At 31.0% G+C, this 14,908-nt stretch carries 16 protein-coding genes; 7 read left to right on the top strand and 9 right to left on the bottom strand.

The window, feature by feature from the left end:
- Positions 1 to 39: 39 nt before the first annotated feature.
- Together KAR88_RS05040 and KAR88_RS05035 are read left to right on the top strand one after the other, a co-directional pair.
- Positions 40 to 375 (top strand): hypothetical protein, encoded by a 336-nt coding sequence (locus KAR88_RS05040; RefSeq protein ID WP_002777373.1) that lies wholly within the window; start codon positions 40 to 42, stop codon positions 373 to 375.
- Positions 368 to 1,312: a GTP-binding protein gene (locus KAR88_RS05035; RefSeq protein WP_002788128.1), complete on the top strand. Its 945-nt coding sequence runs from the start codon at positions 368 to 370 to the stop codon at positions 1,310 to 1,312. Before KAR88_RS05040 ends, KAR88_RS05035 begins: the two co-directional genes overlap by 8 nt.
- On the opposite strand, the gene ftsY is transcribed toward KAR88_RS05035, so the two are convergent.
- Both ftsY and KAR88_RS05025 read right to left on the bottom strand, forming a co-directional pair.
- Positions 1,309 to 2,175: a signal recognition particle-docking protein FtsY gene (ftsY, locus tag KAR88_RS05030; RefSeq protein WP_002777377.1), complete on the bottom strand. Its 867-nt coding sequence runs from the start codon at positions 2,173 to 2,175 to the stop codon at positions 1,309 to 1,311. The genes KAR88_RS05035 and ftsY overlap by 4 nt on opposite strands.
- On the bottom strand, positions 2,175 to 2,732 hold the full coding sequence (locus tag KAR88_RS05025; protein WP_002777379.1) for a TlpA disulfide reductase family protein: 558 nt from the start codon (positions 2,730 to 2,732) through the stop codon (positions 2,175 to 2,177). The genes ftsY and KAR88_RS05025 overlap by 1 nt, the downstream gene beginning before the upstream one ends.
- An 80-nt stretch (positions 2,733 to 2,812) precedes the next feature.
- Here KAR88_RS05025 and KAR88_RS05020 point away from each other — a divergent pair, with 80 nt between their 5' ends.
- The 4 genes from KAR88_RS05020 to KAR88_RS05005 are packed head-to-tail and all read left to right on the top strand — an operon-like array spanning position 2,813 to position 6,740.
- On the top strand, positions 2,813 to 3,439 hold the full coding sequence (locus KAR88_RS05020; RefSeq protein WP_002777380.1) for a 5-formyltetrahydrofolate cyclo-ligase: 627 nt from the start codon (positions 2,813 to 2,815) through the stop codon (positions 3,437 to 3,439).
- Entirely contained in the window at positions 3,360 to 4,913 is a 1,554-nt protein-coding gene (gene rny, locus KAR88_RS05015) for a ribonuclease Y (RefSeq protein ID WP_002790090.1), read from the top strand. Before KAR88_RS05020 ends, rny begins: the two co-directional genes overlap by 80 nt.
- 10 nt (positions 4,914 to 4,923) lie before the next feature.
- A complete protein-coding gene (locus tag KAR88_RS05010) occupies positions 4,924 to 5,481 on the top strand; it encodes a DedA family protein (RefSeq protein WP_002781270.1) in 558 nt (185 codons plus the stop codon).
- A complete protein-coding gene (locus tag KAR88_RS05005) occupies positions 5,481 to 6,740 on the top strand; it encodes a ComEC/Rec2 family competence protein (protein ID WP_002777385.1) in 1,260 nt (419 codons plus the stop codon). Before KAR88_RS05010 ends, KAR88_RS05005 begins: the two co-directional genes overlap by 1 nt.
- Here the strand turns inward: KAR88_RS05005 and KAR88_RS05000 are convergent.
- Genes KAR88_RS05000 through KAR88_RS04990 form a run of 3 tightly spaced genes read right to left on the bottom strand, consistent with a single transcriptional unit; the run spans position 6,684 to position 9,573 of the window.
- The gene (locus tag KAR88_RS05000) at positions 6,684 to 7,490 is read right to left on the bottom strand and encodes a YihY/virulence factor BrkB family protein (RefSeq protein WP_002784376.1); all 807 of its coding nucleotides are present in this window, start codon (positions 7,488 to 7,490) and stop codon (positions 6,684 to 6,686) included. The two genes, KAR88_RS05005 and KAR88_RS05000, sit on opposite strands and share 57 nt — an antisense overlap.
- Before the next feature lie 11 nt (positions 7,491 to 7,501).
- On the bottom strand, positions 7,502 to 8,884 hold the full coding sequence (locus KAR88_RS04995) for an FAD-linked oxidase C-terminal domain-containing protein (protein ID WP_192801872.1): 1,383 nt from the start codon (positions 8,882 to 8,884) through the stop codon (positions 7,502 to 7,504).
- Positions 8,881 to 9,573, bottom strand: a complete 693-nt coding sequence (locus KAR88_RS04990) for a plasminogen-binding N-terminal domain-containing protein (protein WP_044278711.1) — start codon at positions 9,571 to 9,573, stop codon at positions 8,881 to 8,883. Before KAR88_RS04990 ends, KAR88_RS04995 begins: the two co-directional genes overlap by 4 nt.
- Positions 9,574 to 9,732: 159 nt before the next feature.
- On the opposite strand from KAR88_RS04990, the gene KAR88_RS04985 reads away from it, so the two are divergent.
- The gene (locus KAR88_RS04985) at positions 9,733 to 10,893 is read left to right on the top strand and encodes a M23 family metallopeptidase (RefSeq protein WP_002777393.1); all 1,161 of its coding nucleotides are present in this window, start codon (positions 9,733 to 9,735) and stop codon (positions 10,891 to 10,893) included.
- Here KAR88_RS04985 and KAR88_RS04980 read toward each other — a convergent pair.
- Genes KAR88_RS04980 through KAR88_RS04965 form a run of 4 tightly spaced genes read right to left on the bottom strand, consistent with a single transcriptional unit; the run spans position 10,890 to position 14,906 of the window.
- The gene (locus KAR88_RS04980; protein ID WP_002784371.1) at positions 10,890 to 11,096 is read right to left on the bottom strand and encodes a hypothetical protein; all 207 of its coding nucleotides are present in this window, start codon (positions 11,094 to 11,096) and stop codon (positions 10,890 to 10,892) included. The genes KAR88_RS04985 and KAR88_RS04980 overlap by 4 nt on opposite strands.
- Positions 11,097 to 11,100: 4 nt before the next feature.
- A complete protein-coding gene (locus KAR88_RS04975) occupies positions 11,101 to 11,781 on the bottom strand; it encodes a laccase domain-containing protein (protein WP_002784370.1) in 681 nt (226 codons plus the stop codon).
- The gene (ribE, locus tag KAR88_RS04970) at positions 11,745 to 12,356 is read right to left on the bottom strand and encodes a riboflavin synthase (RefSeq protein WP_002777399.1); all 612 of its coding nucleotides are present in this window, start codon (positions 12,354 to 12,356) and stop codon (positions 11,745 to 11,747) included. The genes KAR88_RS04975 and ribE overlap by 37 nt, the downstream gene beginning before the upstream one ends.
- A gap of 9 nt (positions 12,357 to 12,365) precedes the next feature.
- The gene (locus KAR88_RS04965; protein WP_002786496.1) at positions 12,366 to 14,906 is read right to left on the bottom strand and encodes a hypothetical protein; all 2,541 of its coding nucleotides are present in this window, start codon (positions 14,904 to 14,906) and stop codon (positions 12,366 to 12,368) included.
- Between the last annotated feature and the right edge of the window lie 2 nt (positions 14,907 to 14,908).

Below are 14,908 nucleotides of genomic sequence, written 5' to 3'. Positions count from 1 at the left end.
TTGCAAGGCTTTTAGCCTTGTGAATTCAAAAGGATAAAAATGTGTATTTTATGTGGCGAAATGATAAGCACTTTACATTGGAGTGAATTAAATTTTAAAGAAGAAAAACACGAACTTAGCGTAGGTGAAGAACAAAAAGAAAGATTAAGGATAAGACTTAAAAAAGTCAAAATTTTAAATGAAATTTTAGAATTTTATGGATTAAAACTTAAAGAATGGCAAAATTCAAAATACATACTAAGCAATAAAAAAGGGCGTGATATTATCGTTAATGATTTAGGCGATTTGTGGATTAAGGCTAGCGAGCTTGAAAAAAAATCATTTGATGTATTAGATGAAAATCTACTTCATTTTTTAAGAGCTAAGCATGGCTAAAATTCCCGTTCATGTTGTTACCGGTTTTTTAGGAAGTGGAAAAACAACCTTTTTAAAAGAAATATTAACCAATCAAGCTCTTAACGATATCGCTCTTGTAATCAACGAACTAGGGGAAGTTTCTTTAGATCATAAACTCGTACAAACAGATTTTATCGAGGAGCAAACTTTATTTTTAAATGCAGGTTGTGCTTGCTGCAATAAAAGAGAAGATTTGCAAAAGAAATTTAAAGAATTGCTTGACAATTTTGAAAACAAAGGTAAAAAACCTCAAAGAGTCATACTAGAAACCTCAGGCTTAGCAAATCCTGCACCTATTATCTTTACTTTTCAAAGTGATGTGTTTTTAGCCAACCATTTTGAATTAGCCAATATTATCACTTGTATTGACGCTTTTGAAGGGCTTAATCACTTACAAAATGAAGAAGCTTGCAATCAAATATTAAGCTCTGATTTTTTAATACTCACAAAAAAAGATCTTAATCCCCATACCCAAAGCTTGGAAGAAAAGATAAACACTTTATATCCTAATATACAAATCATAAGCAAAGAAAATTTTAATTTCGATATGCTTTCTAGCCATCATAAAATTCAAAGAGAAATTAAAAATATAGAAATAAAAAGCCATAAAGATGACATAAGTTCTATAACTCTTATTTTTGACAAGGCTATAAATTGGAATATTTTTAGCATTTGGCTTAGCATGCTTTTACATGAACACGGATCAAAAATTCTAAGAGTAAAAGGACTTATCAATACAGAGGAATCTTATCTAACCAACATTAATGGAGTAGGACATCTGATTTATCATCCTACGCATACTAAAATTTCAAGGCTTAATCATCCTTCGCAATTGGTATTTATAGCGAAAAATTTAAAGCTAGATAAGATTAAGGAATCTTTAGAAAATTTTTTAAGGCTTGAACAATTAAATTAATCAAAAACACCCTCTAAAAGTGTGTCTAAGAAATTTTGTGCATTAAATTCTATCAAATCTTGCATTTTTTCACCCACCCCTATATACAAAATAGGAAGTTCTAATTCACGCGCTATACTAAAAAGCGCTCCACCCTTTGCTGTGCCATCAAGTTTAGTAATAATAACTCCATCAAGCTGAACAAGTTCATTAAAAGCTTTAGCTTGTAAAATGCCGGCATTGCCTTGAGTACCATCAAGTACTAAAATTTTTCTATGCGGGGCATGAGGCATAGCTTTAGCCGAAATTCTAACGATTTTCTCTAGCTCATTGGCTAAATTTTTTTGATTTTGCAAACGACCCGCTGTATCGATGATAACCTTATCAAAACCCTTAGCTCTAGCCTTGCTAATAGTATCAAAAGCAACCGCCGAAGGATCATGACCTTGTTGGGTTAAAACTATATCTACCCCTACTTTTTCAGACCAAAGTCTTAGCTGCTCTATCGCCCCTGCCCTAAAAGTATCACAAGCGCCTAAAATCACTTTTTGACCTTGGCTTTTGTATAAATTAGCAAGCTTAGCTATACTCGTGGTTTTACCCGCGCCATTTACCCCTAAAATAAGCTCCACAAAAGGCTTTTCATCTAAGAATTCTTTATTTTCGTAAAGAAAATAAGAACCCATCACACGCTTTAAATCTTCTTTTTTAACCTCATCACTGGGTGGTAAATAATAAATGATTTCTTCTACGATCTCATACGCCACATCTGCTTCAAGTAAAATTTCCTCTAGTAAATCTTTGGTAATTTTTTTATTTTCACCTTTAACACCCACTATACTTTCAAGGGTTTTTGCAAGTCCTTTTTTAAAAAAATCAAACATTAAAGTATCGCCTTTTGTATATCAATTTCTAACATTTCTTCTGGAATCAATCCTAAGTATTGATTTATAAGCTGAGAGTTTTTATCATATAAAAACATAGTAGGAATTCCATTAACTCCGCCTAAAATTTTAGCTAAAAGATAATTATTTTCACCATTGGCTATTTTATATAAAATCTGATTTTTTTGAGCAAAAGCTCTAAGCTCCTCATCACTCTTATCTTCAAGTAAAACACCCACTATATTAAACTGCTCTTCATATTTTTCTTGAAGCTTATTAAGATGCGGAATCTCTGCAATACAAGGGGAACACCAAGTAGTAAAAAACACAAACAAAGTTGCTTTATCTCCATCAGCAAAATTTAAATTTTCATTATCTTTTTTTATAAAAATTGAATTTCCGTCTATTAAATTGAGATTAAATCTCAAGTTCTCACTTTGACTTAAGCTTGATTGAACGCTTGCATTCATATCACTTTGATCTTTTTCTTTATCATTGCTACAAGCAACAAAAAAACTCAAGAGTATAGCTAGTGTAAATACTTTTTTAATTTTCATTCTATTATTTTCCTTGTATCTTTGTAAAAAATGTTAAAATTATATCATAGTTAAGATAATAATTTTTAAAAAGGCACACGATGCAAAAAACATCTTTTAGGACTTTGCAAAAAAACCGTCTCGCGCAACACAAAAAACTTAAATTCAAGCAAGATTTCATAGTGTTTAAGGAATGTTTTAACTTGATTAAAAAAACAAAAGCGAAAAATATTCTAATTTTCATTCCTTTAGGATATGAGCCAAATTTACTCAAATTTAGACATATTTTTAGTAAAAATCATAAACTTTTTGTCCCATTTATGCAAGATAAAAGTTTAAAAATTGTAAAATTAAGATTGCCTTTTATTAAAAAAAGGTTTGGGGTATTAGAACCCATGGACTCCTTTTTGAAAACTAAAATTGATATAGCTATCATACCCGTGATAGGAGTAGATAGAGAATTAAAAAGAATAGGACATGGGCAAGGTTTTTATGATAGATTTTTTGAAAATTTAAACTATAAACCTCTTGTAATTTTTGCTCAAAGTATCAATGCTATAAGTGAAAAAAAATTAACCCAAGAGCATGATATTGCGGGTGAATTTTATATCAACCCTTATAAAAAATACTACAAGAAAGACAACAAATATGATAGAATCACTTATCGCACTTATAACCGCTATAGTCGGTCTTGGAATAGGATATTTAGTTGCAAAAAAAATCAATGATGCTAAATATGAAATTTTTGTTGAGCAGGCAAAAGCGAAAGCAAAAGCTATAGAATACGAAGCTGAACTGATTTTAAAAGATGCCAAAAATTCAATCCTTAATGCCGAACTTGAAGTGAAAAAAAAATACGAGGATAAAACTCACAAAATTCAAAAAGAATTCAATCAAAAATTTGATGAATTATCCAAAAAAGAGCAAAAACTTCAACTTCAAGAAGAAAGCTTAAAAGAAAATCAAGAAGAATTATTACGCTCTAAAAAACAAATGCTTGATTTACAATCAGATGCTGACAAGCTTAAAAAACAATACCAAACAAAACTCAATGATGTTTTAAATATTTTAGAACATTCAGCAAGGCTCACTCAAGATGAAGCAAAAAATATCATTCTTGAAAAAGTAGAAGAAAACTCGCGCAATGAAATTGCTCATATCGTTAGGAGATATGAAGAAGAGGCTAGAAATGAGGCTAAAAGAAAGGCAAATTACATCATAGCACAAGCAACCTCTCGTTTTGCAGGAGAATTTGCTGCTGAAAGACTTATTAATGTTGTCAACATCAAAAACGATGAGTTAAAAGGGCGTATCATAGGCAAAGAAGGACGCAATGTTAAAACCTTAGAAATGGTTTTAGGAGTAGATATCATCATCGATGATACACCTGGAGCTATCATAGTAAGTTGCTTTAATCTTTATCGCCGTGCTATTGCAACTAAGGTGATTGAACTTTTAGTAGAAGATGGAAGAATTCAGCCTGCTCGCATAGAAGAAATTCACGAAAAAGTATGCAAAGAATTTGATAATGCTATTTTAGAAGAAGGTGAAACTATACTGATGGACTTAGGGCTTTCTAAGGTCCATCCAGAAATCACCAAACTTATAGGAAAGCTTAAATACCGCGCAAGCTATGGACAAAATGCTTTAGCACATTCTTTAGAAGTAGCTCATTTGGCAGGAATCATCGCTGCTGAGTGTGGAGGGGATGAAAATTTAGCACGACGCGCAGGAATTTTACACGACATAGGCAAAGCTTTAACGCATGATTTTGAAGGCTCTCATGTAGACTTAGGAGCAGAACTTTGCAAACGCTATAAAGAACATCCTGTGGTTATTAATGCTATTTATGCTCACCATGGACATGAAGAAGCTACAAGCATAGAATCAGCAGCCGTTTGCGCAGCCGATACACTCAGCGCTGCAAGACCGGGTGCTAGACGCGAAGTCTTAGAAGCTTTCTTAAGAAGAGTAAGCGAGCTTGAAGAGATTGCTAAAAGCAAAGAAGGTATTAAAAATGCTTATGCGATTAATGCGGGAAGAGAAATTCGTGTCATTGCAAATGCAAAACTTGTAAATGATGATGAAAGCGTGCTTTTAGCCAAAGAAATAGCTGCTGAAATTCAAGAAAAAATGCAATACCCTGGAGAAATCAAGGTAAATGTCATACGCGAACTAAGAGCCATAGAATACGCCAAATAAGAGAGCTAATATGCAAGATATGATAGATACCTTACTAAAATACGGCTATATAGTTTTATTTTTCTATTCTTTAGGTGGTGGAATGGTAGGAATTTTAGCCGCTGGAGTTTTAAGCTCTCAAGGAAAAATGGATTTGGCTTTATGTATAAGCATAGCTTTTGTGGCTAATACTTTGGGTTCTACCTTGCTTTTTATACTTGGAAAATACTATAAAAAAGATATTATGCCTTATTTTAAAAATCATCGCCGAAAACTTGCCCTTGCTATGATGAAAACCAAACAACATGGAGTCGTTTTGCTTATAACTCAAAAATTTGTCTACGGCTTAAAAACTTTTATCCCCATAGCTGCAGGCATAGCAAAATATAAATTTATTAATTTTTTCATCATCAATACTTTTGCTAGTTTACTTTGGGCAGTGCTTTTAGGATATAGCGCTTATGCATTTGGTTTTGCCATAGAAGCAATTTTTAATAAGTTAAGCTCTTATCCTTATATTGCACCTTTATTTTTAATCGTATTGGTTGGAATTATTTGGTTTTATTTGGCTAAATTTTCTAAAAAATAATGTCTTTTTGGAATTCTTTATATCTAAACCTTAAAGAATTCCGTTATTTATTTTTATTTGGCTTTATTGTTTTTGTTTTTAATATATTTTTAGAATATAATCATTTTTTAAACCTTAAAGAAAAGAAACATTATCTAGTAGAAAATGCCTTGCTTTTACAGTATTATCCAAAACATAATAAAAACAATAAAAAATACTGGGTTTTAAAACTTAAAACAAAGGATTTTATCCTTTATACTACAAGCTTTAAGGATTTAAATTTAAGCAAAAATCAGCTTTTGAATTTAAAAATAATCACAAATAATATTTCCTTTAAGGATTATCTTGGAAAAAGCTTTTATGCTCCTAGCTATGGTTTTGAAGTATTAGGATATCTTAAAAACAATACTCTCATTTCTTATTTTTTAAACCAACATACAAATGAAAAAATACAAGAATTTTACGGAGCTTTATTTTTTGCCCTACCCATCTCCTCAGAACTTAGAAACGATGTTAATCATTATGGTGTTGCTCATTTAATAGCAATCAGTGGTTATCATATAGGTTTACTTTTTACTTTGGTATTTTTTATACTCGCACCCTTGTATAGTTTTTTTCAAAAAAGATATTTTCCCTATAGAAGCTTACGCTTTGATTTAAGCATTTTTATTTTTATCTTGCTTTTTGCTTATGCTTATCTTATAGGCTTTGTGCCTTCTTATGTTCGTTCTTTAATCATGGCTCTTTGGGGTTTTTATCTGCTTTGTAAAAATATCAAAATTCTAAGCTTTTTTACCCTTTTTATAAGTATATATCTTTGTATAGTCCTTTATCCTAGGCTTTTATTGAGTATAGGATTTTTCTTTTCTTGCCTAGGAGTTTTTTATATTTTTTTATATTTGCACCATTTTTCAAAATTATTTAACAATTTCTTAAATATCATCTTAGTAAATATATGGACATTTTTTTGTATGATTACTCCTGTGCTTTATTTCTTTCCTCTTATCAGCTATCAGCAATTCCTAGCCATTATTTTGAGTGGAATTTTTATAGTCTTTTATCCTTTGGTTTTATGTTTGCATTTTATAGCACATGGAAATCTTTTAGATCCTGTATTGATTGACTTTTTTAATCTTAAATTTTATGCTTTAAATATTAAAATACCAACTTGGGCTTTAATATCCTATCTCATACTTTCTTTCATAGCTATGCGTTATAAAATTTTAGCTCTTTTTTGTATTTTTGCGAATTTTATCCCCTTTATCATGATTATGATTTAAAAAATAATAAATTTTAATCCCAAAAAGATAAACAATCCAAGAAATATAAATCCAAATAAAAAAGAATAAAATAGTAGAAAAAGATCCATAAACGCTAGCGTATGTTTTATTATATACCACGTAATATACAAACAAATTCTTTCCTATATACCAAATAGCTCCCGCCGCAAAAGAAACGAATATCAAGCTTTTAAGAGTTCCTTTTTGAATAGAACTTGAATAAGATATAAAAAACAAACCCCAAATGATCACAAAAGGCAAAATTTCAAAAAAATTAAAACCTATTTTATAATCATCCAAAGCTTGCTGAATCAAACCCGATATATAAAAACTAAGTCCTAAGCCTAGTGGGACAAGGGTTAAAAGCGTCCAGTAAGAACTAATACTTTGCCAAAGTCCTTTTGGCTCACTTTTTGTAATGCGATTGATTACAAAATCATAGCCTGAAAAAAAAGCCAAAGAAGTAAAGGTCATCGCTATAAGACCCACTATACCCAAATTTACACTATTATTTAAAAATGTGTCAAGATAAGCAGCAACTATATCTTGCTGTGCAGGTATTAAAAAAGCAAAAATGATTTGCTTGGCTTTTTCATAATAAGCCTTAAAACTTGAAATTTGCGTAAAAACAGAAAAACACACAAACAAAATCGGTATCAAAGATAAAATAGTATAAAAACTAAGCGCTGCGGCATAATTTAAAATTTCTTTATCTCGCAAATTGGATAAAATAGCAAAAATTCTCTTCAATCTTTTCCTTTTTAAAGCCCCATTTTAAAAGGATTGAGAATATTATTTGGGTCAAAAGCTTTTTTAATATTTCTCATTAAATTCATTTCGGCATCAGAAAAAGCTAATTTCATAAAAGGAGCCTTAGAGAGTCCGATACCATGCTCTCCGCTTAAAGTTCCTCCAAGTTTCACTGTTAATTTAAAAATCTCTTCCACAGCTTCATAGCCTTTTTTCACCTGCTCTTTATCATTTTTATCAGGAACCATAACATTAGTATGCACATTTCCATCCCCTGTATGTCCAAAACAAGGAATTTTAAAACCATATTTTTTAGAAATCTCATCTATACCTTCAAGTAAAGTAGGTAGTTTAGAACGCGGAACTGTAATATCTTCATTAAGTTTTAAAGTTCCATACATGGCAATGCTTTGAGAACAATTTCTTCTAGCAAACCAAATATCTGCGGTTTCTTGTTCATCTTTTGCTATTTTAAATTCGCTAGCACCAGCTTCTAAAAAATAATATTCTAAATTTCTTAAATCCTCATCAATAGCCTCTTTAACATTACCATCCACATCAGCAATCAAAATAGCTCCAGCTTCTATAGGCAAACCTTTATTAAATTTGCTCTCAACCGCTCTAATGCTAAGATTATCTAAAAATTCCATAGATACAGGACTTACACCGCTAGCAAGACTTTTGTAAACCGCATTCATAGCACTTTTTACACTTGGAAAAATAGCAAAAGCAGTTTTTTTAAATTTAGGCAAAGGTATTAATTTTAAAGTAAGCTCACTTAAAACTGCCAAAGAACCTTCACTAGCGATTAAAATTCCTGCCAAATTATAACCTGCTACATCTTTAATAGTGCGTTTCCCTGCACGAATGATTTCTCCGCTAGGCAAAACAGCCCTTAAAGCCATCACATAATCTTTTGTAATGCCATATTTTGCAGCTCTCATTCCCCCAGCATTTTCGCTTACATTACCCCCTAAGCTTGAATACTCCATGCTAGCAGGGTCAGGTGGGTAAAAAAGTCCATATTTAGCCACTTCTTTTTGTAAATGTATATTAATAACCCCAGGTTGCACAACAGCCACTAAATTTTCAAGATCAATTTCTAAAATTTTATTCATATGCTTTTCAAAAGCAAGCACCACCCCGCCATTAACAGCTAAAGCTCCTCCTGTAAAACCAGATCCTGAGCCTCGAGGTATGACTATGATATTATTTTCATTACAAAATTTTAATATTTTAGAAATATCCTCCTCGTTTCTTGGAAACAGCACCCCATCGGGCAAATAATGCTTTTTTGTAGCATCATAACTATAAGCACGCTTATGAATATCATCAAAATAAGCATTTTCACTACCTAGAAGTTTTATAAAATATTGTTCAAATTCTTTTTTCATTGGCTTACCTTAGGAATATTAATTAAAGCATCATAATATCTATAATAATTACCCACTTCTTGGGAATTAAAATCAAAAAAATTACTTTTATAACCACCTATACGAGAATAAAAAGGAACTTGTATACTGCTTGGTTTAGATATGGTTAATTCATAAAGCTCACTAAAATCTTGACAATCAACTATCTTTGCCTTATCCTCTAAAGCAAAAATCAAAATTCCCACAGCATTATCGGCACAAAATTTTCTAAAATCACTACGCTTTGGAGCAAGAGATGAAGAGCGGATGAGTTGTGCTCCTAGCATATCAATATGAGTAAAATAAATTTCTGGAAAGCTAAATACAAGCTCATTATAAGTTTGTTCATCTGGAGCAATCACTAAACCTCTATCATAAAGAAAATTTAAAACCACCTCATTACCCTTTTGTGGTACAACATTTGGCAAAGGCAAGGCATCTTGCTCAAGATCAGCAAAAACACTGAATTTTAATTTTGCCAAACCCTTTTCTTTAGCTATAACACTAGCTCTTGCTATAATGCTTTTTGAAGTTTGAAAACGCTGTATAACAACACCGCTTGAATTTAATTTTATATCAGGACTATCTTCAACATAACCATAAATATCTTCAACCTTTAAAAGTTCCATTTTTACAGGCTTTAAATTTAAATCTATTGCAAAAAGACTCATACTTAAGCTTAAAATAAATGCTAGAAATTTAAGCAAACTAACTCCTTAAAAAATCAATTTAATGTATTATAATCCTTTTTTGTTAAGCAATTGTAAGAATTATAAAGTAAAATATAGCTTTTAAAAATTTAAAAATCCTCGAAAAAATAAGGTCTTTATATGAAAAAACTCTTACTCCTATTTGCATTTGTTATTCAAAGTTTTGCCGCACTTAGCGTTGAAGAACTTACTTGGGATAATGGCGATACTTTGCTTAAATTCTTGCAAAGAAATTCTATCCCTATATCGCTTTATTATGGGCTTGATAGAGAAGATCAAGAACTTGCCTCTGATATAGCTTATAAAGTAAAATATCAAGTTTTAAAAGATGAAAATAATAATATAGAACAAGTTTTAATCCCTATCAGTGATGATTTACAAATTCATATTTATAAAGATAAAAACAATCAATACACCCTTGCCTTTTCTCCTATTTCTTATCAAAAAGAAGATAGAATTTTACATTTAACAATCAAAAGTTCAGCCTATCAAGATGTTTATGAAGAAAGTGGTAGCAGTACTCTAGCTCGTGCTATGGTGCGCTCCTTTCGAGGAAGTGTTAACTTTCGCAATATCCAAAAAGGCGATAAGGTTACTCTTTATTATGAGCAAAAAAGACGCATGGGAAAACTTTGGGGGGATATTGCTATAAAAATGGCTGTAGTAGAAATTAACAAAAATGCACAAGAAGTATTCGCTTTTAATGATATTTTTTACAATCGCGATGGAAAAGAAGTGGAAGCTTTTTTATTAACCAAACCTGTAAATTATACAAGAATATCATCAACTTTTAGTACTGCAAGATATCATCCTATACTCAAACGCTATCGTGCACACCTTGGTATAGACTATGCAGCGCCTACTGGAACACCTGTAAAAAGTGCAGGCAAAGGGACAATCACTTTTGTAGGCACTAAAGGAGGATATGGAAATGTCATACAAGTAAAGCATGATTCAGGCTATATGACTTTATATGCTCATTTAAGTCGTTTTGCAAAAATTAAGAAGGGCCAAAAAGTAAATCAAGGTCAACTCATTGGTTATGTAGGTTCAACAGGCATGAGTACAGGCCCACATTTACATTTTGGTGTTTATCTAAACAATAAAGCCATCAATCCTGCTTCAGTAGTTAAAATCGCTAAATCAGAGCTAAGCGGAAAAGCCAAAGAAGAATTTAAAAGCACTATAGTAAAATATGAAGGAATTATAAACGAAGCCTTAGCTGCTAATAAGCCAAATCCTCCTAAAGAAGAAGATTTTGAAAATTATATAGAATTTTAAGGATTGCTAAGCAAAGCCTTATCTTTAGCTTCTATCAAGGAATTAAGAAGAGCTATAAGCCCTTCTCTTTCTTTGCTTTCTATCTCTTTAAATTCAGCATTAACAAGCTGATTTACTAAAGCTTCATTAAGCAAATCCCCATCCCCAAACTCTCTAGCTTTTTGAATAATTTTTAATACTCTTAAATCTTTTTTTTCATACATCAAATCAACCCTTTAGATAAACAACACTCACAAAGCGTTTTAAAGTCTTATCGCGACGATAAGAGTAAAATGTCTTATCATCAAAACTACAAATATTACTGTCGATAATATTTTTAATACCTAAATTTTGAGCCTGAAATTTTACCAAAGCTTTTAAATCAAGTTTTCTTTCATCTAAAAAATCTTTAAATTCTACTCTTGCAAATTCTAAAATTTCTCCATCTATTTCATAGTTTTTAGCACAAATACTAGGCAAGATAAAAAGATGAAATTTCTGCATGTCTAAATTAGGATTTTTTGTATAAATTTTATCCACACACTCTTTTAAAATATTTTCAAAACTCCCTTTTCTTCCTGAATGAAGTGCCGCTATAATGCCACTTTCATGCCATAAAATCAAAGGCAAACAATCAGCACTTAAAACACAAAGTGCGGTATTTTTTTCTATACTTATCAAGCCATCGCAACTTAGATTTTTTAAATTCTCATCATAAATTTCAACTTTATTGGAGTGAATTTGATCCATAAAAACACATTTTTCAATATCCTTAAAACCCAAATGAGAAAATAAATTTTCTTTATGAACTTTGGCTCTAAAGATATTATAGTCTTTATCATAAGCGCAAAAAACACTGACTTTTTGATTCTTTAGTAAAGATAAGCAATTCTCTCCACTTCTTCCCATGATAGTCCCTTATCCTTATCTTGCATTTGTGCATAAATATAACGAGCAAGCAAATCGCTTTCTATATTGATTTCTCGGCCTATTTCATATTCTTTAAAAAGTGTTTCCTTAAAAGTAATAGGTATAATGGTTAATCTAACGCCATTTTCTATAATTTCATTGATCGTAAGGCTAACCCCATCTATACCTATACTGCCTTTTCTTGCCATAAATTTCATCGCTTCTTTAGGCAAAGCTATATAAAAATCAACCCCATTTTCATCTTTTTCAATCTTTTCAAGCCTACCAATAAAATCAATATGTCCTTGCATCAAATGTCCATCTATCCTATCTCCATACCTTAAAGCAGGTTCTATATGCACCTTATCTTTTAAATTTTGTACTGCTATGTGCTTGCGACTCTCGTGTGAAAGTTCGAGTTCAAAACCATCGCTATGAAGTTTAGTCACGCTCAAACAAGCTCCATTAACAGCTACACTATCGCCCAAATTAGGGCGATAATTTGCCTTTAAATTCAAAACATTATTTTGATAAGATTTAACCTTAGCAATCTCTCTTATAAGTCCATTAAACATCACTTAACCTTAAAAAATTTTATTCAATAATTTATTGATACCCTCATCTACTTTTTCTCCTGCTTTTTGAACTCCATCTTGGGCTTTATCGCCTACAATATTTTTAATGGAATTTACTACACTACCCGCTTCAAGTTTAACTTGGGGCTTTTGTGTTGTTCCTGTTATATTGCCTTTAAAATTGGCTCTATCTATCTTGATATCAAAAGGCAAATTCAAGCTTCCGCTTTTAGAATTCAGCATACCTGAAGAAACAAGGACATAAGAACGATCCGCTTGCATATTTAAATCAAGCTTGATGTTTTCTTTGTTAATAAGCGCTTTAGCATTGGCAGTATGAAAAACATCAGTAGTGATATCTTTTAAAGTAATAAGCTTAAGAGCTGCAGTGATAGCATTAGGTTTAAGCTTACCCTCTTTCATATCTGCATTAACCTCTCCTTGCTCGCTTATAAGATTATACTTAGCATCTAAATTTGCCTTGCCTTGATATATATCTATAAAATCAAGTCCACTTGCCAAAGTACTTAAATCCACTCCCTCTAACTTTGCATTTAAAATATTATTTTTCAAAGTACTATCAAGTTTTCCTTCAAATAAATTTTTACTCAATGCAGTAAAATTTAAAGTTTTATCAAAACCAATTTTTCCATTAAAACTCGCCTTTCCTTTGAGTTTTCTATCGAGTAAAAAACCTAGCTTTGAAAAATCAGCAATATCTAAAACATAATCCGAATTTAACACCATTTTGTTAATGTCAAATTTTCCTTTAAAATTACTAAGATTAGCCAAAGAAGAATTTAAAACACCCTCAAAATCAGCGATATTATTTTTTAAATCTGCTTTGATATTTAAATCATAATTTGTATTGCTTGGAAATTTTTTATCCATTATCTGACTTAAAACTACAGCATTTAAAATACCTTTAGCTTCTGCATTTATCTTGCCATTAAGATTGTTAAAATTTATATCATCTAAACGCGCACTAGCATTAACTATCCCGCTTGCATAATTTGGCATACCTACAATAGTAAAAACCTTGGAAAGATCAAGCTTGTTTATATCTAAGTCTAATTTTTTTCCATTAGAATTTGCCTTGATTAATCCACCTGCTATATTTGCATTAGCATTTAAATTCTGAATTTGAGCGCCTATAATATGTGCTTTTGCGTTAAGTTCTGCCTTGCCTTGTAACTTTTGTCCTGCTATGGCATTAAATTGAGATAAATCATCAATAAAAGCATTTAAGTCTGTGTTTAATTCTGCATTTTTAAGATTGTAAGTTCCATCAAGTTTTTTAATATTGAGCAAATTAGACGCTAAAAGCGCATTATAAGATATATTGCCATTTTTAGCTTTAGCTTTGGCATCAAGACTAAAATTTGTATTTGGAAGATCGAGCTTGGCTATTTTTTTAATTTCAGCACTATTTAATTTTGCATTATTGATTTTTACATCTGCATTGAAATTTGCAAAATCCAATCCCTCGCTTACAAGATTTGCATTTAAATTTCCAGAAACAATACCACCATAGCCTATAAGAGCTAGTATTTTTTCCAAGCTAGCATTGCTTGCATTAAGATTTAATTGATTGTTTTTTAAATTTGCCTTCACTTCTCCGCCAAGCCCTATAACATTAGCATTTAAACCAGTTAAAGCATTATTAGCTACACTCGCATCACCCTTTACTCCTAAAGATCCATTTAGCTTTGTTTTTGTAAGCTTTTCAAGTTTTGCAAGATTAGGGACTGATAGATCAAAATCCGTATTTAGGGTATTTTGAATAAGATTATAAAGGGTTTTTTGAGTTTGTAAAGTTAAATAACTATTATAAATTTTACTCACTGTATAGACTGTATCATCTTTAATATTTGCTAAAATTTCAGCTTTAAGATTGGAATTTTCAGGTAAATCTATATTGAATTCTTTTTTAATTTCTGCATAATTTATATAAGTATTATCAAGTTTAATGATAGCATTTCCATCAGGTTTTAAATCTTTAGCAGAAATTTTACTTGCTATATCTATAGTTCCTTTGGCTAAATTTCCTCGTCCAAAAAGTGCTAGCAATTCAGAAATTTGAAGATCGTTAGCGCTTAAATTTAAAGCAATAGGAGAATAATTATAAACTCTTGCATCTAAAAGCACATTAGAGCCAAACAAATACCCCTTGCCATCGATCATAAAATCGCTCGATTTACCATTAATCTTTCCCAAAAAAGCCAAATTTTGATTTAAATTTAAACCTAAATTTTTAGCATAATTTTTATCCAAACTGATAATATAATCAAGATCAAAGCCAAGTTTAAATAGACTTAAATTTCCTTCTAGTTTTAAATCGGCCATATTGGCTAAATTTGCCTCAATATCAAGACTTGAAAAACACAAAACAAACTGAGTAATATTGGCATCAAGACCTGTACTTTGCTTGATTTTATCTTGAATAAAATTTGCGACTATATTATTACCAAGGCTAGTAAAAAGCAAGGTATAAAGTGCGATTAAAAGCACCACAATAAAAGCCGCTACTCCATAAAATATTTTCTTCACTT

It is taken from the genome of Campylobacter sp. JH23, from assembly GCF_017846595.1.
Classification (GTDB): Bacteria; Campylobacterota; Campylobacteria; order Campylobacterales; family Campylobacteraceae; genus Campylobacter_D; species Campylobacter_D coli.
Note: the sequence above shows the minus strand (reverse complement) of the source record. Positions and strands in the feature narration are given on the sequence as shown.